Annotated in this window: 17 protein-coding genes; 7 read left to right on the top strand and 10 right to left on the bottom strand. The window is 34.8% G+C overall.

The features are described 5' to 3' along the window. Positions 1 to 151: 151 nt before the first annotated feature. From AB4Y90_RS01175 to AB4Y90_RS01140, 8 genes are all read right to left on the bottom strand, one after another. Complete coding sequence (locus AB4Y90_RS01175; RefSeq protein ID WP_441555369.1) at positions 152 to 1,414, bottom strand: oligosaccharide flippase family protein; 1,263 nt, start codon at positions 1,412 to 1,414, stop codon at positions 152 to 154. Next, complete coding sequence (locus AB4Y90_RS01170) at positions 1,414 to 2,553, bottom strand: glycosyltransferase (RefSeq protein WP_441555368.1); 1,140 nt, start codon at positions 2,551 to 2,553, stop codon at positions 1,414 to 1,416. Before AB4Y90_RS01170 ends, AB4Y90_RS01175 begins: the two co-directional genes overlap by 1 nt. Positions 2,554 to 2,702: 149 nt before the next feature. Then, positions 2,703 to 3,191: a hypothetical protein gene (locus AB4Y90_RS01165; protein WP_076562001.1), complete on the bottom strand. Its 489-nt coding sequence runs from the start codon at positions 3,189 to 3,191 to the stop codon at positions 2,703 to 2,705. 118 nt (positions 3,192 to 3,309) lie between these two features. Beyond that, a complete protein-coding gene (locus AB4Y90_RS01160; RefSeq protein ID WP_441555366.1) occupies positions 3,310 to 4,128 on the bottom strand; it encodes a hypothetical protein in 819 nt (272 codons plus the stop codon). Positions 4,129 to 4,243: 115 nt separating this feature from the next. After that, positions 4,244 to 5,029 carry a (Fe-S)-binding protein gene (locus tag AB4Y90_RS01155; RefSeq protein ID WP_408092554.1) on the bottom strand — a complete coding sequence of 262 codons (786 nt, stop codon included), beginning with the start codon at positions 5,027 to 5,029 and terminating at the stop codon, positions 4,244 to 4,246. A gap of 83 nt (positions 5,030 to 5,112) precedes the next feature. Further along, on the bottom strand, positions 5,113 to 6,444 hold the full coding sequence (locus AB4Y90_RS01150) for a 4Fe-4S dicluster domain-containing protein (RefSeq protein WP_441555364.1): 1,332 nt from the start codon (positions 6,442 to 6,444) through the stop codon (positions 5,113 to 5,115). Between the two features lie 10 nt (positions 6,445 to 6,454). Then, a complete protein-coding gene (locus AB4Y90_RS01145; RefSeq protein WP_441555363.1) occupies positions 6,455 to 7,405 on the bottom strand; it encodes an MlaD family protein in 951 nt (316 codons plus the stop codon). A 127-nt stretch (positions 7,406 to 7,532) separates the two neighbouring features. After that, positions 7,533 to 9,674 (bottom strand): SurA N-terminal domain-containing protein, encoded by a 2,142-nt coding sequence (locus tag AB4Y90_RS01140; RefSeq protein ID WP_441555362.1) that lies wholly within the window; start codon positions 9,672 to 9,674, stop codon positions 7,533 to 7,535. A gap of 260 nt (positions 9,675 to 9,934) precedes the next feature. Here AB4Y90_RS01140 and lon point away from each other — a divergent pair, with 260 nt between their 5' ends. Beyond that, the gene (gene lon, locus AB4Y90_RS01135; RefSeq protein WP_441555361.1) at positions 9,935 to 12,340 is read left to right on the top strand and encodes an endopeptidase La; all 2,406 of its coding nucleotides are present in this window, start codon (positions 9,935 to 9,937) and stop codon (positions 12,338 to 12,340) included. A 75-nt stretch (positions 12,341 to 12,415) separates the two neighbouring features. Further along, entirely contained in the window at positions 12,416 to 13,528 is a 1,113-nt protein-coding gene (locus AB4Y90_RS01130) for an AI-2E family transporter (RefSeq protein ID WP_441555359.1), read from the top strand. An 81-nt stretch (positions 13,529 to 13,609) separates the two neighbouring features. Here AB4Y90_RS01130 and AB4Y90_RS01125 read toward each other — a convergent pair whose 3' ends face one another. Next, complete coding sequence (locus AB4Y90_RS01125; RefSeq protein WP_441555357.1) at positions 13,610 to 13,855, bottom strand: bacteriocin-like protein; 246 nt, start codon at positions 13,853 to 13,855, stop codon at positions 13,610 to 13,612. 150 nt (positions 13,856 to 14,005) lie between these two features. Between AB4Y90_RS01125 and AB4Y90_RS01120 the strand changes: the two genes are divergently transcribed. Continuing rightward, complete coding sequence (locus AB4Y90_RS01120) at positions 14,006 to 14,383, top strand: MauE/DoxX family redox-associated membrane protein (RefSeq protein WP_441555356.1); 378 nt, start codon at positions 14,006 to 14,008, stop codon at positions 14,381 to 14,383. A gap of 82 nt (positions 14,384 to 14,465) precedes the next feature. Here the strand turns inward: AB4Y90_RS01120 and AB4Y90_RS01115 are convergent, their stop codons facing one another. After that, positions 14,466 to 15,824: an acyl-CoA dehydrogenase family protein gene (locus AB4Y90_RS01115; protein WP_441555355.1), complete on the bottom strand. Its 1,359-nt coding sequence runs from the start codon at positions 15,822 to 15,824 to the stop codon at positions 14,466 to 14,468. A gap of 294 nt (positions 15,825 to 16,118) precedes the next feature. On the opposite strand from AB4Y90_RS01115, the gene AB4Y90_RS01110 reads away from it, so the two are divergent. The 4 genes from AB4Y90_RS01110 to AB4Y90_RS01095 all read left to right on the top strand — a co-directional run bounded on the left by AB4Y90_RS01110 (position 16,119) and on the right by AB4Y90_RS01095 (position 19,458). Next, positions 16,119 to 17,027 carry a DUF4349 domain-containing protein gene (locus AB4Y90_RS01110; RefSeq protein ID WP_441555354.1) on the top strand — a complete coding sequence of 303 codons (909 nt, stop codon included), beginning with the start codon at positions 16,119 to 16,121 and terminating at the stop codon, positions 17,025 to 17,027. A 249-nt stretch (positions 17,028 to 17,276) separates the two neighbouring features. Continuing rightward, complete coding sequence (gene pgi, locus AB4Y90_RS01105) at positions 17,277 to 18,917, top strand: glucose-6-phosphate isomerase (RefSeq protein ID WP_441555353.1); 1,641 nt, start codon at positions 17,277 to 17,279, stop codon at positions 18,915 to 18,917. 42 nt (positions 18,918 to 18,959) lie between these two features. After that, positions 18,960 to 19,178, top strand: a complete 219-nt coding sequence (locus AB4Y90_RS01100) for a hypothetical protein (RefSeq protein ID WP_441555352.1) — start codon at positions 18,960 to 18,962, stop codon at positions 19,176 to 19,178. Continuing rightward, complete coding sequence (locus AB4Y90_RS01095; RefSeq protein WP_441555350.1) at positions 19,168 to 19,458, top strand: type II toxin-antitoxin system RelE/ParE family toxin; 291 nt, start codon at positions 19,168 to 19,170, stop codon at positions 19,456 to 19,458. The genes AB4Y90_RS01100 and AB4Y90_RS01095 overlap by 11 nt, the downstream gene beginning before the upstream one ends. Positions 19,459 to 19,596 lie beyond the last annotated feature (138 nt).

Below are 19,596 nucleotides of genomic sequence, written 5' to 3'. Positions count from 1 at the left end.
TAAAAATAAGGATTTAACTATAATTTTCTTTAATATCTTTTATTATGGAAATTTCACGCAAAGGAAGACAAAGAATTTTAAATCTTACCGTTTTTAGGTTAAACCAAGGCGTAAACTTAACAAAGAAACACAAATTTTAAAACCTTAAATATCAATCCCTTTTTTTAGAAAAAGTTTTAATCAGAGAATTAATTCCAGGTTTAGAAATTATATAATCTTTGATATTAAAATCGGTAGACTTGTAAAATTTCCAAAATAAAATTGCCGCGGAAACAACGTATGAAAAAGTTGTTACAAAACAGGCGCCCCAAATTCCCCATTTCGGAATGGCAAAAAATGAGAATCCAACGGTAATCAATAAACCTACAATAGATTTTATGTTTAATATTTTCAGCTCTTTAATTCCTGAAAAATAATAGCCGATCATATCGCTTACTGCGATTGCCAGAATTCCGGGAGCGAGTAAAAGCATGATTGTTTTGGTCTCACTAAATTCTTTTCCAAAAATAAATGAATAGGCAAAACCGGGAATAATCAAAATTCCCAGGAAAAAAACAAGCATCAACGTAAATGAAAGTTTGAGTGAAGATTTGGTTTTAGCAATAGATTCTTCCCTACTTTCGCTGTTCACAACATCAGAATAGAGAACAACGGCAATGCTTCTAGTAATCGTCCATATTGCTTCTGAAAAAGTGATCCCGATTGAGAAAATTCCTACGGCAGCAATTCCTTCAAAATATTCTAAAAAATAAAAAGAAAGCCTGTAATTTAAAAACTGAATAAAAGCGCTCAGCTGAGTTTTCCAACCGTATTCAAACATATTGATGAAGACCGGTTTTGAAAAGGAAAATTCTGAAAACTTACATTTTTTCAAGATTAAAAATAGACTCGTTAAAAAAAGGCATAATAAACAGAAAATCTGAGCTAAAAAGTATACCGAGACATCTTTCAGCTGAACAATATAAATTAATATTAAGAGAAACAAAACATGAACAAGCTGCTGTAAAACCGTATAAATATTGAAAAACCTGATGTTCTGCGTTCCAATAAACAGACTGATATTGGTTGATAAAAGTGACGACAGAACAGAAATACCGATCAAATAATACAAAAACTCATTCTGAATTGCCGCAAAACTGAATATCAATGGAACCGCAGTTCCTATAATGAGCGACCAGAGATAAGAGTACGCCAAAACCTGCTCTACCTTAAATTTTCTCGCAAAATAAGAAGTGCTGCTTCCCGAAAAAATACTGCTGAAAAAACTAACCAACGCAACATTTGCAATTACGATCGAGATCGTTCCCTTTCCTTCGCTTCCCCACATATTGGTGGAAAAGATCACCAAGCCAAAGCTCAGGATCAGGATAAGAAACCTTGAGATGAAGGTTTGAACAACTTTAAGCTGTTTCATCAGTTATTTTTTGGGAAAGAATTTTTAATAAAGTTAACAAAAGAATTTTTGATGAGTTCCCAATTAAAATTTTGCTTAAATTCTTTTCGGGCATTGTTTGCATGAAGTTCGTAAAGCTCAGGTCTTTTAAGATAAGCTTCAATATGATCAGCAATTTTTTCAGAATCTTTCGGATCGACTAAAAAACCAAAACCATAAACATCCATATGTTTTTTTATCCCTTTTAAAGCTGAATAAATAATCGGTTTTCCGGCGCCCATGTAATAGAATAATTTGATCGGAAGCGAATGATGGTTTTCAAAATTAAAATTTCTTAAATCAAAACAAATATCAGCATCAGCAAAAGCTTGTGTGAAGTTTTCAAAAGAAGTTGGTTTCCTTATTTCGATGTTCTTCAGCGGAGATTGGGCAAGAATTTCTGAGAAATAGATTTCGTCTTCTTTTTTTCTGGCAGAACCAACGATCAGAATTTTGATATTTAATTGAGGATTTCTTTTGTAAAGCTCTTCCACAGCGTTGAAAAAATTCCCTATTCCTTTATCTTCTGAAATAGCACCGGTGTAACAAAGTGTTATTCCATCAGGCTTTAATTGATTAATATTTTCAGAAACAAATTTTTCGTGAGGATAATACGGCAGAATGATTTTCTTTTTAAAAGGAAAAAAATAAGCCAGCGGAAATTTTTTGGTTTCTTCACCAAAGATAAAATGAGTGCTTAAAAAGCCTGCGTAAAGCTGTATCAAAAAAAATTTGATTCCGTGAACAAATTTCATCAGTAAACTAAAATCCTGTAGCATCGACATTGCAGGATACCATTCCGTAATATCGTAAACAACGCTTACTTTTTTAGTTTTACTAAATTTTTTTGCAGCAATTACCGCAATCGGTTCAGAGCAAATGATACAATCCGGCTGAAAAGAATGACAAACTTCTGTAAACTTCTGAATTTTTGTTTGTACCGATTGATTTAGAACGTCAAAAGACTCTATTTCAACACCTTCAATTTCGCCTTTAAATTCTTTCGTTAAGCTACAAATCTTAACATTAAAACCATCCATAACCAATTCTTTTGCCTGATGAAAAAAGATTCTGTCATCATCATAATTGTGCGCAGTGGTTAAGAATAGAATTTTAGGCATGAAGCTTTTGGTTGTTAGTTGATGGTTGATGGTCTAAAAATCAATGTACAACAAACAAAAATATATTATTTTCAAGACTTAGTTAAAAAATTCCTCGTCGGTTTCTAATAATCAGAAGCCAAGAGGAATTTTCTTTATTTCGTTAAGAATTATTTTATGGTCACTGCCCAGCTTTTGCTGAAAGGCAATAAGAAGTTTCCTAAAAATTCTAAATAGGTATTTTTTGAGAAATCAAAAACCTCAATGTCTTTAGACAATTCTCCGCTTCTGATCTTGTTTTTAAAATCGATAAGTTTCAAAGTTTTTACTTCCCCGTTTTCTACAAAACTGGCTTTCATCCTGTCGAATAATCCCAACTGATATTCTTCGTCGATCTCTCTCATTATTTTTCCTAACGCATCGATGCTGCAACCGGAAGCCATTTCTTTTTCTTCGTCTACACAGATAACGATAAACTGATTTTTTTCAATTTTAAAAGATGACGAAAGCGGTTTTCCGTGTGCTGCCCAACCTGCCAGAAAATCATACAATTTTTCGGTAATTACTTTGGCTTCTTTAGTGGTAAAAGGTCTTGATGCAGGATATATGATAACTCTGTAATCGTTTGCTTCAACAATATTAGATTCTTCAATTTTCATTTGTAATAAATTAAAGAGTAAAATTACGCAATTTTCCTGAGTTGGAAACCATTGTATTTTTTGCTTAAAGCATACATCAATACAATAAAAAGAAGAAGGACAAAACCTAAAAAGAATCTTAAATTGGCGCTATCAGGAAAAAACACAAATTTGATGTAAATATTGGATAATTGTAGTATTTAATGATGGCAATATAGATTACTGCAAATGAAAATCCTTGGATAATTAAACTGTAATCGATCTTTTTATTTTCATTAAAATATTTAAAAATGAAAACCACGAAAAGGTAGCTCATTGCAAACAATACATAATCTGGTCTGATTAAAATGCAGCAAAGAAGAAAAATAAATGGTAATAATTCTGATTTCTTTTGAAGTACACTAATGATGAAAAGCATCAGAAATACAAAAACAAACATATCCGGCGTAGGATTTTGCGCCATGTCTCTTACCGGCGGAAACCAGAAAACAAACAAAGTTAGCAGCGGTGCTATAAAATAGTTTTTAGGAAAGAACTGTTTTAGAGCATAAAACACCAGCAAACCGCAAATAAAATAAGAGAAAACATTGACCAGAAGAACCGAATGAGGCCCTGTAAATCCTAGCTTATATAAAACATAAACCGCAACATTATAACCGATCTTAATCTTATAGTAAGGCAATTGCTCGCCAAAAGCTTTGTAATCTGCATAGAAAACTTCGTTGGCGTGATTGTAATGGAGGATGTCGTCAAATTCTATTTTTGATGCTTCTTTTTCGATATCGGAGTACACCATTTCGTGTACTTTTTGGGGTTCATCAGGAAATTCCCAAGAATAAATGCTGCCCAAATAACCGGGCATATCCCAATCGTAAACTCTGTTCTGATAGCAGGAAAAAGTAAGAAAACTTAAACCTAAAATAAAAAAAAGGAAGGATAAACCCCATTTTAATTTCATATGTAGATTTTATTTTTTTTAAAGGACATATGCAATCGTGGTTTCTTCATAAGTATTTGTGTTTCCAAATCATGGCAATTTCATAACTCAAGATTTATCCTTTTTTGGAAAATATTTACAGATCTTCTGCTTCTGCCAAAAGTTCTACAATATCTTTTACTTCTACTTCTGTATTTTTATTGAAATGTTTCACACCATCCGTCAACATGGTGTTGCAGAAAGGACAACCTGTTGCAATAATTTTAGGCTCAAAAGAAAGTGCTTCTTCTGTTCTTTCAACATTGATGTCTTTCTTTCCTTTTTCAGGTTCTTTAAACATCTGCGCACCACCTGCGCCGCAGCAAAGACCATTGGTTTTGCAACGTTTCATTTCAACAAGCTCTGCATCGAGTTTTTCTAATAATTCTCTTGGCGCTTCATATTCATTGTTGGCTCTTCCCAAATAACAAGGATCGTGGAAGGTAATTCTTCTTCCTTTGAATGTTCCGCCTTCAATTTTAAGTCTGCCTTCATTCATCAGCTGTCTCAAAAACTGAGTGTGATGAATTACTTCATAGTTTCCGCCTAAATTCGGATATTCATTTTTTAAAGTATTAAAACAGTGCGGACAAGCCGTAACGATCTTTTTCACTTCATACGCATTCAGAACTTCAATGTTCGTCATTGCCATCATCTGGAAAACAAACTCGTTTCCTGCACGTTTTGCGGGATCACCGGTGCAGCTTTCTTCCTGTCCTAAAACAGCAAATTCAACGCCTATTTTATTTAAAATTTTGCAGAATGCTTTGGTTATTTTTTTGGCTCTGTCATCGAAACTTCCGGCACAACCTACCCAGAAAAGAACTTCCGGAGATTTGCCTTCCATTGCGTAATCCGCCATTGTTTTTATATTGAAATCCATATCAGTTTCAAATTTATCAATATAACATTGTAACAGTTTACCAATGATTGTTACATCGTTATATTTTTACATTATTAGATTAATTAGTCTTTTGCCCAGTTCAGACGATCAGCCTGATTGTATTGCCAAGGTGCGGCATTGTTTTCTACATTGGTCATCATCAGATTTAATTCCTGTGGTGCTGCAGACTGCTCCATCACCAGGAATCTTCGCATTTCGAAAATAATAGAAAGCGGATCTAAAAGTACCGGACAAGCCTGTGTACAAGCATTACAAGTTGTACAAGCCCAAAGTTCTTCTTTCGTAATATAATCGTTCAGCAATTTTTTGCCGTCGTCTTCAAACTTTCCGTTTTTATCGATGTTTCTGCCAACTTCTTCCAAACGGTCTCTTGTTTTCATTAAAATCAATCTCGGAGAAAGCTTTTTACCCGTAATATTTGCCGGACAAACCGAAGTACATCTTCCGCATTCCGTACAAGAATAAGCGTTTAATAACTGAACTTGGTTCAAATCAAAAACATCTTCTGCACCAAATTTTGACGGAGCTTCTTCTGCACCTTCAGCAGGAGCTGCATAAGGATCTGCATTCGGATCCATCATCAGTTTGATTTCTTTGGTAACCGATTCAAGATTATTGAATTTTCCGTATAAATCAAGATTGGCATACCAAGTACTCGGAAATGCAAGAATTATATGTAAATGTTTAGAATAATAAAGGTAATTCATAAAGAACAGAATCCCTATAAAGTGGAACCACCAAGCTCCTCTTTCAACAAAAACTAAAAATCCGTTGTCAAAACTGAAAATCTCTAAAAACGGAACCAAAGTCATTTCACTGATCGGAAAGCTTCCATGAGCATCTAAAACTCCTCTTTGCTGTAAAATAAAATCGGAAGAATTCATCGAAAAGAAAGCAACCATTAAAGCAAATTCAATGATCAGGATCCAGTTGGCGTCATTTTTTGGCCATCCGAAAAGTTCTTTCATCGTTAATCTTTTCACGCCGTAAAAATTTCTACGAATAAAGAAAAGTACAACTCCAACAATTACTAAAAGGGCTAAAATCTCTAAAGTTGCTGTGAAAAAACTGTAAAAACTGTGACCAAAAATTGTTGCTAAGAAACGGTGGGTTCCGAAGATTCCGTCAACAACAATTTCGATCAATTCGATATTAATAATTACAAAACCAACGTAAACAAAAAGGTGCAAAACACCTGCAATTGGTCTTGCTGTCATTCTGCTTTGTCCCATTGCGACTCTCGCCATGGTTTCCCAGCGTTCAGCTTTTCTGTCGCTGCGGTTAATTTCTCTTCCTAACCTTATATTTCTGTAAATCTTCAGAAGACTTTTTCCGAAAAGCCCGAAACCGGCAATCAATAAAATCAGGAAAAATACATTATCAAGATACTGCATACCGTAGATTTTATTCTTTACTGTTCTTACCGAAAACCGAGAAATTGATGTATCTCTTAGGATTCGCTTTCAAATCTTCAATCAGAGAGTTCAGGTTGTTAGAAGCCGCATTCAGGTTGTTGTACAACTGATCATCTTTCATAATCTTTCCTAAACTACCTTCTCCTCTGTCAATTCCGGAAATCACACCATTTAACTTACCAACAGTTTGATCTAAATTGGCAATGGTTTGATTCAATTGTTTTGTATCGATGCTTTCTGCAAGATTTCCGTATTTATCTAAAGTAACTTTACCGCTTTGCATTGTTAAGCTGGCTTCGTCTAAAACTTTCTGTAATTTTGGATCATTGTTCCCCACCAATTTGTTTACACTTCCGGCTGTAGTTTCCAGTGCGCCTACAGTTTTGTTTAAATTGTGAAGCAATATTTTGATTTCCTCTCTGTTTTGGGCATTCATCACCTGATTGGCATTTGCCATCAAAGAGTCTACTCTGTGCAAAACAGTTTGCAGCTGATCTTTCACAGGACCAACCTGAGAAGAAAGACTATTCATCATACCCAGTTTGAAAGCGCCTTTCAAAGTATCTCCATCTTTTGCAGTAGGACCGCCATAGAAAAGATTCACCCTCATTTCTTTACCGCCCATTAAGCTTGGTTCAAAAATTTCCAGGTTTGAATTTTTCGAAAATTCGAAGTTATCATCTACGGTAATTTTTACGATAAAGTGCAGTTTCCCGTCATTGCCTGTCTGAGGAATGATTTTATCAACCTGCCCTACTTTCAGACCATTAATAGAAACGGGAGCAGACTGCGTAAGTCCTTCCACGTTATCATATTTTGCGTAAAATATATTGTCGGTAGTAAAAAGGCTTCTGCCTTTCATAAATTGGAATAAAACCACAAAGCCAACAATGGCTAAAAGCGCGATTAAACCAGCCTTTAATTCTTTACTGAATTTCACTTGTTAAATTTTTTCTAATGTAGCAAATATAGCACATTTTAAGTTAATCTTTCTCTTTATTGCTCTGCGTAAAATACAAAAAAAGCGCCAAAATAATTTGGCGCTTTTATATGGTAAAATTAAGATCTTATTGCTGAGCCCCCAATTTGCTCCAGATTTCAATTCTGTAATCATCAATATCTGCATTATCCTGCAAGCTCTTTAACCAAGCCTGGCCAAACATTCCCTGATTTCTCTGGGTAACAGATTCTGCAAATTGTTTAGCATCTCCAGGTTGTTTGTTTACAGTTTCGTTCTTTTTCACGATTACATAAACTCCTGTTCCGCCTTCAATCGGGTTTGAAACTTTTCCTTTTGCAATACCAAATGCAGCACCGGCAACTTTAGGCTCCATCGCTCCAGCTACAGAAGGATTAAGCATATTTACCTGAGCAGACTGTTTAGTTGTCGCAAATTTAGAAGCAACCTGATCTAAGCTTCCAGCTTTCCCGATTTTTTCTGAAATCTGTTTAGCAGCCAATTGATTCTGAACTACAGTTTCTATCTGATCTCTTACAGATTCAGGATCTGCAAGACCTTTTTCCTGTTTTCCGTTTAAGTAAACAACTACTTTATCTCCTGTTCCTTCTACAGTAAATTCTTCTGTATCACCTTTTTCTCTTTTCTTATCAAAAGCCCAAGCAATGATATCCCCATCTTTATCTGTTCCTAAACCTTGAAGCTGACCGTCAAATCTCTTTGCCGATTTAGCATTAGAATACTGGTAGTTTGATTTTTTAGCAATATTTACAAAATCGTTGAAAGATTTCCCTGTAACCTGCTGAGCAAATCTTCTTGATTTTTTATCAACTTCAGCTTCTGTAGCTTCAGAAGGCTTGATCGTTTTCACGATATGAGCAATTTTATAACCCATCGCCCCTGCTTTTTTATCTTCAATATTGATGATATGATAACCAAATGCAGTTTCGGCTAAACCTGTAGAACCTTTAGGATTATTTGCCAAAAATGCTAAATATCCCGGAGCGAACTGACTTTGAGGAGTCGTCCAACCCACACTTCCTTTTCTTTCAACAGCACCCGGCTCGTCAGAAAGTTTCAGACCTTCCGCAAATTTCGCAGGATTAGCTTTAATTCCTGCCATTAAGCTGTCAGCAATTTTCTTAGCCTGTTCTTTAGTTCTTGTTGCCGTAGATCTTTCAGCACCTTTGTAAGCAATCAGGATATGATTTGACAAGGTAGAATCTGAAGGTTTTTTGTCAACCAATTTAGACAATACATAAAGATTCTGCTCTTTGTAAGGCCCGAAAACCTGTCCTATTGCAGCGGTTTCAATTTTCCCCTGCAATCCTTGAGGCATCTGGTTAGCCTGAACATATGCATTGTTGTAAGGCAGATCTGAATTTGCCATTACAAACATAGAATCATTAGTCGTATTTTGGAAATTTTCTTTTCCTCCGCTTGCATCAGTACCTGCCGAAAGTATTTTGGTAATTTCTTTCTGCACAGCAGCTTCATCTGCCGGACTTGGCTGAGAAGGGAAAAATACGATTCCTAAGTTTCTGCTTGGTTCAGTTTTAAACTGTACCGGATGCTGATCAATATATTTTTTTAAATCTTCAGTCGTAACTTTGATTTTATTTTTCTGAAGATAAGAAGCGTAATCAACTTTTACAAAATCGATATCAGCAAGCTGATCTCTTTGTTTCATCAATTCTTCAGCTTCTTTTTTACCTGTAGTAATCCCTGCAGAAACGTTAGCAAAAACCTGTCTTGCCATGATTCTGTACTCAATGGTTTTTCTGGTTTTAAGCCATTGGTTATATCCTTCAGGACTTGTATTCTTAAGGGTTTCAATTTCTTTTTTTAATTCCTGAAGCTTGAAATTACCTTTTTCGTCAAAAAGCTGCTGGTTTTGAGCAAACATCTGATCAAACTGAATCTGGTTCCAAAACAGATCTTCTGTCATTTCAAAGCCCATTTTTTCAAATTGCTGCTTTACTAATTTTGATTGCACCAGTAATTGCCAAGCCTGCTCTTCTAGACCGTTTTTCGGCTGCCCTTGTTGCTCTGCTTGCTGTTGTAATACGAAAAGCTGGTCGTTGTACTCTTCACGGGTAATCTTTTCACCGTTTACTTTTCCTAAAACATCAGGGTTTTTACCAAAAACCTTATCAATGCTTTCCGGGTTTACCAAAAACGCTAAAAGCGCCAATGCGATCATCCCCATCAAAAGCCAAGGTCTACTCCTAATCTGTCCTAAAATTGCCATTTTATAAATATAGTTTTTATATCAGTGTGCGAAAATACACATTTTTAAGAAATTACAGAAATATAAGTCGTCTTTTTAATTTTTAAAATTCAAATACTCTTAAAATGGAAATTTTGACCGTATTTTTTAACGATTAGCAAATGGCATTAATATTGTCAACCTTAACATACAATTCACATAGATTGCTTTCTTTGAGCAAATTGTGAAATTATCATTATAACGACTTAAACTGAAAATGACAATTTGTCATTCGATTTATTATGACAGAATTTGAAGATATAAATTTTGATGATATTCTTGGTGACGGTTTCAACATTGTAGCCGAAGAAATCAACCTTTCTGATCTCAATATGGACGAGAAAAACCCTGAGCAAAATATTTTCCCCATCTTACCGGTAAGAAATATGGTCATGTTTCCGAATGTGGTAATTCCTATCACGGCAGGAAGAAAAACATCCATACAACTACTTGAAGAAGCACAGCAAAAAGGTGATTATATCGGAATTGTGAGCCAGAAAAACTCTGACATTGAACAACCTGCCGAAAAAGATCTTTACCAAACAGGAACTTTAGCAAAAATTATAAAAATCATTAAACTTCCGGAAGGAAATATTACCGCGATTACCAAAGGATTTCACAGATTTAAAATAAAAAAAATCGTTGAAGCTCAGCCATATTTCAAAGCTGAGATCACCAAATTAAAAGACACAAAGCCTAAAAATAAAGAAGAATACGAAGCATTATTGGAAAACATTAAAGATTTAGCTTTAAAAATTATTGAGCTTGATCCTAACATTCCGAACGCTGCCAATTTTGCCATAAAAAATATCAGCAACAACGAAGACCTGCTGAATTTTGTAAGCACAAATGCCAATTTCCCTTATCTGGAAAAGCAAAAGCTTCTGGAAGAAAAAAGCCTGATGGAAAGAGCTAAAAAGTGCTACGAAATGATGCATGAAGATTTCAGAAAATTGGAATTGAGAAATCAGATTCATCAAAAAACTTCAAAAGATCTTGACAAGCAACAGAGAGAATATTTTCTGAATCAACAAATCAGAACCATTCAGGATGAGTTGGGAGGCGGTCCGGAAAGCGATGTGGAAGATTTAACTAAAAAAGCAAAAGCAAAAAACTGGAATACCGAAGTTGAAGAACATTTCCAGAAAGAAATCAATAGGTTACAAAGACAAAACCCAAATTCTCCGGACTACAACGTTCAGAGAAATTATTTAGATTTCTTTACCGATCTACCGTGGGAAACTTTCACAAAAGATACTTTTGATATTGAAAAAGCAGAAAAAGTTTTAGATAAAGCTCATTTTGGTTTAGAAGATATCAAGAAAAGAATTTTGGAACACATGGCTGTTTTAAAATTAAAAAATAACATGAAATCCCCTATTCTATTATTGGTCGGTCCTCCCGGAGTTGGTAAAACTTCGTTAGGAAAATCTGTTGCCGATGCTTTGGGAAGAAAATATGTACGCGTTTCTTTGGGCGGACTTCATGACGAAAGCGAAATCCGAGGTCACAGAAAAACGTATATCGGTGCGATGGCGGGAAGAATTCTTCAGTCTATTAAAAAATCAGGCACTTCAAATCCTGTAATTGTTTTAGACGAAATCGATAAGGTAGGAAAAGGAATGCATGGCGATCCGAGTTCGGCATTGCTTGAAGTTCTTGATCCTGAACAAAACAGTTCTTTCTACGACAATTTCCTTGAAATGGGTTATGATTTGTCTAAAGTAATGTTTCTGGCAACAGCAAACTCGCTTTCAACCATTCAGACTCCGCTTTTAGACAGAATGGAAATCATTCAGATCGCAGGTTATACTTTAGAGGAAAAAATTGAGATTGCAAAGAGACATTTAATTAAAAAACAACAGGACGAAAATGGTTTGACGGCAAAATCTTTCAAACTTGGAAATCCTGAGCTTAAACATATCATCGAAGCACATACTTCGGAAAGCGGTGTAAGAACTTTAGAAAAAAGGATTGCTGCAATCGCACGTTGGGTTGCTTTACAAACTGCATTGATCAAAGAATACGACACCAAAATTACCATTGAAAAAGTGGATGAAATTTTGGGTGTTCCGAGACCAAAAAGCTTATCGGAATTAACAGACGTTCCGGGAGTTGTTACAGGTTTGGCGTGGACAAGCGTGGGTGGAGACATTTTATTCATCGAAAGCATCACCAGCAACGGAAAAGGAAATCTTACCATGACCGGAAATCTGGGAACGGTAATGAAAGAATCTGCAACGATTGCATTAGAATATATTAAAGCTAAACATGAAGATCTCGGAATAAGCGAAGACGATCTGGAAAAGAAAAATATCCACGTTCACGTTCCTGAAGGAGCAACACCAAAAGACGGACCTTCTGCAGGAATTGCCATGCTGACTTCTATGGTTTCTTCTTTTAAAAATAAAAAAGTAAAACCTCATCTTGCGATGACGGGCGAAATTACCTTGCGTGGAAAAGTGCTTCCTGTAGGCGGAATTAAAGAAAAACTACTTGCTGCAACCAGAGCAGGAATAAAAGAAGTGATTCTCTGCGAAGCCAACAGAAAAGATGTAGAAGAAATAAAGCAGGATTACCTGAAAAACCTGAAAGTAAACTACGTAAGCTGGATGAAAGAAGTGCTGGAACTGGCTATCGAAAAATAAATTTTCAACAATAAACATAAAACCTCACCTGAAAACGGTGGGGTTTTATTATTTTTATACAGCAGATTTTTAATTATGAATTTCATCAAACTTCCATTTCTCCTGAAACTTGCATTGGCAGTGGTTTCTATCATCGGAATCGGTTATCTCATCAAATTGGGACAGAGCATTCTGGCTCCGTTTTTTCTGGCATTTTTAATGGCAATGCTTTTTTTACCGGTTGCCGATTTTATGGAGCGAAAGCTAAAGTTTCCAAGATCTGTCTCTACGATTGTTTCGGTGATGATAATGCTGATCATTCTTACGGGAATGCTCTTTTTTTTCGGTTCGCAAATATCAAGCTTCAGCAAAGATCTGCCGCATCTCAGCAAGCAGTTTAACCTGGTTTTTCACAATCTCCAAAATTGGGTTTCGCAGACTTTCAATGTAAAAATTGATGAGCAGCTCGATTATTTAGATCAAGGCTTAAACAAGCTTTTGTCTTCTTCGGGAATTATTTTGGGATTTACTTTAGGGATTTTTTCTACAAGCTTAGGTTTCCTGGTATTTTTTATTCTGTTTTTTATTTTCATTTTAAATTACAGAAGAATTTTAAATAATTTCATCGTTAATGTTTTTAATGAAAAGCATAAAGCGAGCGTACAGGAAGTTGTTTCTGAAGTAAGAATAATGACCAAAAGATACATCATCGGGCTTTGTCTTCAGGTAATTATCGTTTCTGCACTTAGCACAATCATCCTTACAATTTTAGGAGTAAAATATGCTGTTTTATTGGGCATTTTAACGGGTGTATTAAATGTTATTCCTTATATCGGCATTGCTATTTCGTTACTGATTTCCTGCTTTATCGCATTTGCAACCGGCACTATTTCTACCTGTGTGTATGTTGCAATCGGTTATGTGATCGTACATGCGATTGATGGAAATATTGTACTTCCTTTTGTGGTGGGTTCAAAAGTAAAAATCAACGCTTTATTTTCTTTCATCGGAATTCTTATAGGGGAACATCTTTGGGGAATTTCAGGAATGTTTCTTTGTATTCCTGCGATTGCGATCATTAAAATTATTTTTGAAAGAGTAGATGGTTTAAAACCTTGGGGAAAATTGCTCGGCGAAGATGAAAAACCCAATAAAAAGAAAAAATCTTACAAAATTTCTAAAAATATCACGCTGAAAGAAATGGATTAGGGTATGAGTAATGGGTAATAAGCAATGAGTAATATTACTTCAAATTTAAATAAAAAGCCTTCAAAATGAAGGCTTTACTTATTATCCTAGTGGACAAAGTGGCTGTAATCCGTTAGGACAAGTCTGGTCGCACGGAATATAGTTTTGACTGTCCGGACAATATCCCAAAACAGGATCGCCTCCTCCTCCAGGACCTCCTAAACATGGGTCTCCCGGTGGAATTTTGCACGGACATCCGATGGGTCCTATATCACATTTTCCAATTCCACCTCCACCACTAATTCCTTTTAAATCTTCTCGATTTAATTTTTTAAGATTTTTCAACATAATACTTTGTTTTAATTTGTATGTAAAACAAATATATGAAAATTAAAACATGACTGAATTAAATATTCCTCTAAAAGAGAATTAATTAAATTTTATTGATTTTTTAACAACGAAATAGAATTTTATTTAATTTTAATAAAAAATAAACGCATGAAAATTATTAAAACTATTATCAGTCTTCTTTTCGGATTAATGTTTATCAATGCCGGATTAAACAAGTTTCTCAATTACATGCCAATGGAAAAAACAACACCAGAACAAATGGAACTTTTTGGTGCATTTGAAAAAATCTTCTGGTTGATGCCTTTAGTTGGTGCTGTCGAGATAATCGGCGGGTTATTATTTATCTTCCCGAAAACAAGAGCTTTAGGAGCCATTGTTATTTTACCTGTTATGGTCGGAATTGTCATTCATGTATTCTCGATAGACAAATCTCCAATGGGAATGTCGATTGCAGGAGTTCTCTTCCTGATCAATCTCTGGATGCTTATCGATAATAAAGAAAAATATCGAGCTTTACTGAAATAATATGAATGGTGAATTGTCAATTCGCTTTGCTTGTCAATTTAAAATTCACTTGCGAAGCAAGATTCACAATTCACCATTGACTTTAAACAAATGCGCTGAAACCAGTGATGGATCTTCCGACGATCAGTGAATTGATTTCTTTTGTCCCTTCGTAAGAATAGATCGCTTCGGCATCGGCAACAAATCTTGCGACATCATATTCAAGCAGAATTCCGTTTCCGCCCATCACTTCGCGTGCTCTGGAAACGACATCTCTTGTTCTTAAAGTACAAAAAACTTTCGCCAGAGAAGCGTGTTCATCTTTTAAAATTCCTTCATCCTGCATTTCAGAAAGTCTGAAAACCATCGTCTGCATTGCCGTTAAATTTGATAACATTTCAACCAAATGCCCTTGAATCATCTGGAAAGAAGCAATCGGCTTTCCGAACTGCTCTCTTTTTCTGGTATAATCTAAAGCGCTTTCATAAGCTCCTCTTGCGCAGCCGGTTGCCATCCATGCAACTCCCGCTCTTGTCATTCTCAAAACTTTTGCAGTGTCTTTAAATGAATTGGCATTTTGAAGACGATTTTCTTCCGTAACTACACAATCTTTTAGCATAATCAAACCGTTTTGAACAATTCGAAGCGCCATTTTCCCTTTGATTTTTTCAACAGAAAATCCGGGGTTATCTTTTTCTACAATAAAACCTTTTACTTCACCATCATCAAGATCTCTTGCCCAGATAATAATTAAATCAGCAAACGTTGCATTTCCAATCCATTTTTTTTCACCATTCAAAATCCAGCCTTCAGGAGTTTTTTTGCAGGTAACCGTTAAACCTCCCGCTGCTCCGGAACCCACTTCCGGTTCGGTCAAACCAAAAGCTCCGATCTTTTCAAACTTCTGCATTTGGGGAAGCCATTTTTGTTTTTGCTCTTCCGAACCGCAAATATAAATAGAACCCATTGCCAAACCAGATTGTACGCCGAAGAATGTAGCAATAGAAGCATCAATTCTAGCCATTTCCATGGCGATAACACCTTCCATCAGGAAAGGCATTCCTTTACAACCATAACCTTCATAAGTTACACCGCAAATATCAAGCTTCTGGAATTTCGGGATCAGCTCATGCGGAAATTCGTCTCTCAGCCAATAATGATTCACTAAAGGCTTAACTTCTTTTTCCATAAATGCCCTTACTTTCAGCTGTACTTCTCTTTGCTCGGGAGTTAAAGTGTGATAGATATCGTAGAAATCACCTTCAATGGGAGGCAGGTCTTTTTTCTTTTTATTGGGATCAAGCATTTTCATCATTCCACTAAGCTGCTTATCATCAAGCTTGGAAAAATTTTCCATCAGCTTCGGAAGATTTACTTTCTGCGAAATCTCGCTTAACTGATCAAAATCAATGGCTTTAAAAAGTTCTATAGCGTTTCGGATTTTAGAAAAGGTTTTAGACATATCTATTTTGAAATTTAATTTGTAAAACATCAGCAAAAATCAATCCGAAACACCACGCAATCAACATTATTAAATCTACAAAACACTGACTTACAATATTTTAAAATTCAAATAAATATTTACAAAAGGTTTACCCGCAATATTCAAACATTACAAAAGATTCTGCAGCAATTTTGGATTAAGCAAAACGATAAAATTAAATATCATGAAATCTCCAATACTTAATCTAATAGTAAAACAGATATGAAAATGGCAATTCCATATGACAATTAAATATAAATAAAATAGATACATATGAAAACAACTTACATCAGATTAACGATCGCAACAGCACTTTTATTAGGAATTTATTCTTGTAAAAAAGGGGAAGCGACAACAAGTGATTATGCGGTTTCGGAGCCGGAATACAATAAAGAAATAGTCGCCGACAGCATTTCATCAGTTGCAACAATGTCGGTGAAAGACAAGCAATTTATAAAAACGGCTAATGTAAATATGGAAGTAAAAGATGTTTATGCAGCAACAATTTCTATCGAAAAATCGGTACAGGATCTTGGCGGATTTGTTACCCACAGCAATTTACAGAGTAATGTGATTTCTGAAGACACTTATAATACATCAGACGAAAATGCAATGCTGATAAAAAAATACCAGACCGAAAACTCTATGCAGGTAAGAGTACCAACTGCAAAACTTGGTGAACTTTTAACATTAATCAACGATAAAAAACTCTTCCTCAATTCAAGAGTCATTAATGCCGAAGATGTGACTTCAAGTATTAAATACGCAGAAATGGAAGGTAAAAGAATAAAAAAGACCAGCGAAAATATTTCTGATCTCAAAACAACGAAAGACAAGGTGAAAATGAGCGACGAAAACATGTCTGAAGAAAACCAGCAGCAACTCGCAAACCTCGAAGTAACCGACAACCTGAAATACAGCACGGTAGATATTTACATTAAAGAACCCAAAATCAGAATTGCAGAAATTGCAGTAACCAATTCAAAAATTATTGACAATAAATATAAGTTCAATTTCATTTATGATGTAAAAAATGCGTTTGTAGAAGGTTTTTATTTGATCCAGAGAATTGTGATCGGCTTAATTGTGATCTGGCCCATTCTATTAATTGCAGGTATAGGATTTTACTTTTACAGAAAAAACAAATCTTATAAGAAAACAACGCAAACCGACAAAGAGTAAACTTGGCRTCCTAACCTTTTGGTTATTTATATAAATATTTTTGAACCTCTGCTTTTGCGGAGGTTTTTTGTCTTTCTAATTAAAGAATTTTTCAAAACTAGACATTGTGAAAACTGATTTTTAATTCTCAATTAACATCATTGCCCGAAAATTCCGTAAATTTGCCGTTTGAAAACTAAACATCTTAATTATTATAATTTCAGATGTAATTTTTCTAAAAATCAGCTTTTTAAACCCTAATTTTAATTTATGCTATCTAAAATAAATCCAACCCAAACGAATAGCTGGAAAGCTCTCAACGAACATTTTGGTGATAATGATTTTGATTTGAGAAGTCTTTTTCAATATAATGCGAACCGTTTTGAGGAGTTTTCTATCAAAAAAGACAATTTTTTATTTGATTATTCTAAAAATTTAATTGATTCCAGAACAAAAGAGCTTCTTTTGAATCTGGCTGAAGAATGTCAGCTGAAAGATGCTATTTCTAAAATGTTTTCGGGTAACAAGATCAACGAAACAGAAGGAAGAGCAGTTTTGCATACCGCTTTGAGGGATTTTTCTGATAAAGAAATTTTGGTTGACGGTGAAAATATCAAACCTCAGATCAAAAGAGTTTTAGATCACATGAAAACTTTTTCTGAAAAAATTATTTCAGGAAGTCACAAAGGTTTCAGCGGAAAAGAAATCACCGATGTTGTGAATATCGGAATCGGGGGTTCAGATTTGGGACCTGTGATGGTGGTTTCTGCTTTGAAGCATTTTAAAACAAGATTAGATGTACATTTTGTCTCAAACGTAGACGGAAATCATATTGCAGAAGTGGTAAAGAATTTAAATCCAGAAACCACTTTATTCATCATTGCTTCCAAAACATTTACGACGCAGGAAACAATGACGAATGCAAACTCGGCAAAAGACTGGTTTTTGAAAGCAGGAAAACAGGAAGATGTAGCAAAGCATTTTGTTGCTTTATCAACTAACGTTCAGTCTGTTAAAGACTTCGGAATCGCAGAAGACAACATCTTCGAATTCTGGGATTGGGTTGGCGGAAGATATTCTTTGTGGAGCGCAATTGGCTTAAGCATTGTTCTTTCAGTTGGATATGAAAATTTTGAGCAGTTATTAAAAGGTGCCGAAAATACAGATCAACATTTCCAGACAGCAGATTTTTCTGAAAATATCCCTGTTTTGATGGGACTTTTAGGAATTTGGTATCGTAATTTTTATGCGGCAACAACGTATGCAATTTTACCTTACTCACAATATCTTGACAGATTTGCAGCGTATCTTCAACAGGGAGACATGGAAAGTAACGGAAAATGTGTAGACCGAAACGGAGAATTTGTAGAATATGAAACAGGGCCGATTATTTGGGGAGAGCCGGGAACAAACGGACAACATGCTTTCTATCAATTGATTCACCAGGGAACAGAATTGATTCCCGCCGACTTTATTGCGTATGCGAAAAGCCTGAACAAAGTTTCTGATCATCAGGATAAATTGTTGGCTAACTTTTTTGCCCAAACAGAAGCATTAGCTTTTGGTAAAAATGAGGAGGAAGTTGAAGAAGAATTTAAAGCTTCAGGGAAATCTGAAGAAGAAATAGATTTTTTATTAAACTATAAAGTCTTTCATGGAAATACACCAACTAACTCATTATTAATTAAAGAATTAACTCCTTTTTCGTTAGGACAATTAATTGCATTATATGAACATAAAATTTTTGTACAAGGGGTAATCTGGAATATTTTCAGTTTTGACCAGTTTGGTGTAGAATTAGGAAAAGTTTTGGCAAATAAAATATTGCCGGAACTTGAAAATAATGAAGCAATTAGCTCTCATGATTCTTCGACAAACGGATTGATTAATTATTATAAATCAAACAAATAAACTGTTATTGATTTTCATTAATTTTGATTTAAAATAAAAGACATGAGTACCATTACAATACATCTCAAAAATAAAGAAGAAGAAACTTTAATGGAAAATCTTTTGAAAAAAATGAAAATCAGCTTTGAAAAAAGTGAGGATGATTTTGAGTTGACGGATGAAATGAAAAGGGTGATTGATGAAAGGAAAGCTAAAAACCATAAAGAATTTACCCCTGCGAGAGAATTTTTGAAAAAAATAAAAGAAGATAATGGCATTTGAAATCTTCCAATATCCTGAAGCAGATGAAGATATTTTGGACGCCGTAAATTATTATAAAGAAATTTCTAATTCTGTGGTTTCTAATTTTGAAAGGCAACTATCAAAAGCTTATGATAAATTGGAAAGGAATCCTTTTTTTCAAATTCGTTATGATGATGTTAGAGTACTCCCGCTAAAAAAGTTTCCTTACATCATTTTATTTCATATTGATGAACTTAAAAAAATCGTATACGTAATTTCCGTTTTCTGCACTCATCAGAATCCGGAAAAATATCCTTAGAAATCTAATAATAAAAAGTAATAAAAGTAAAAATGGCAGAAATTCTTGACGGATTAAAAGTATCCAAAGAAATAAAACAGGAAATCAAGGCTGAAGTTGAAAAAATTCTTGAAAACAAAAGAAGAGCACCTCATTTGG

This window comes from Chryseobacterium sp. 2TAF14, from assembly GCF_052115105.1.
In the GTDB taxonomy this organism is placed as follows: Bacteria; Bacteroidota; Bacteroidia; order Flavobacteriales; family Weeksellaceae; genus Chryseobacterium.
This window is presented reverse-complemented; position numbering and strand designations above follow the sequence as displayed.

Excerpts from the sequence above, each read along its gene's own strand:
- lon (WP_441555361.1), top strand. The coding sequence starts at position 9,935 with ATGACAGAATTTGAAGATATAAATTTTGATGATATTCTTGGTGACGGT.
- AB4Y90_RS01150 (WP_441555364.1), bottom strand. The coding sequence starts at position 6,444 with ATGCAGTATCTTGATAATGTATTTTTCCTGATTTTATTGATTGCCGGT.
- AB4Y90_RS01095 (WP_441555350.1), top strand. The coding sequence starts at position 19,168 with ATGGCATTTGAAATCTTCCAATATCCTGAAGCAGATGAAGATATTTTG.
- AB4Y90_RS01160 (WP_441555366.1), bottom strand. The coding sequence starts at position 4,128 with ATGAAATTAAAATGGGGTTTATCCTTCCTTTTTTTTATTTTAGGTTTA.
- AB4Y90_RS01125 (WP_441555357.1), bottom strand. The coding sequence starts at position 13,855 with ATGTTGAAAAATCTTAAAAAATTAAATCGAGAAGATTTAAAAGGAATT.
- AB4Y90_RS01175 (WP_441555369.1), bottom strand. The coding sequence starts at position 1,414 with ATGAAACAGCTTAAAGTTGTTCAAACCTTCATCTCAAGGTTTCTTATC.
- pgi (WP_441555353.1), top strand. The coding sequence starts at position 17,277 with ATGCTATCTAAAATAAATCCAACCCAAACGAATAGCTGGAAAGCTCTC.
- AB4Y90_RS01155 (WP_408092554.1), bottom strand. The coding sequence starts at position 5,029 with ATGGATTTCAATATAAAAACAATGGCGGATTACGCAATGGAAGGCAAA.
- AB4Y90_RS01165 (WP_076562001.1), bottom strand. The coding sequence starts at position 3,191 with ATGAAAATTGAAGAATCTAATATTGTTGAAGCAAACGATTACAGAGTT.
- AB4Y90_RS01115 (WP_441555355.1), bottom strand. The coding sequence starts at position 15,824 with ATGTCTAAAACCTTTTCTAAAATCCGAAACGCTATAGAACTTTTTAAA.
- AB4Y90_RS01170 (WP_441555368.1), bottom strand. The coding sequence starts at position 2,553 with ATGCCTAAAATTCTATTCTTAACCACTGCGCACAATTATGATGATGAC.
- AB4Y90_RS01120 (WP_441555356.1), top strand. The coding sequence starts at position 14,006 with ATGAAAATTATTAAAACTATTATCAGTCTTCTTTTCGGATTAATGTTT.
- AB4Y90_RS01110 (WP_441555354.1), top strand. The coding sequence starts at position 16,119 with ATGAAAACAACTTACATCAGATTAACGATCGCAACAGCACTTTTATTA.
- AB4Y90_RS01100 (WP_441555352.1), top strand. The coding sequence starts at position 18,960 with ATGAGTACCATTACAATACATCTCAAAAATAAAGAAGAAGAAACTTTA.
- AB4Y90_RS01140 (WP_441555362.1), bottom strand. The coding sequence starts at position 9,674 with ATGGCAATTTTAGGACAGATTAGGAGTAGACCTTGGCTTTTGATGGGG.
- AB4Y90_RS01130 (WP_441555359.1), top strand. The coding sequence starts at position 12,416 with ATGAATTTCATCAAACTTCCATTTCTCCTGAAACTTGCATTGGCAGTG.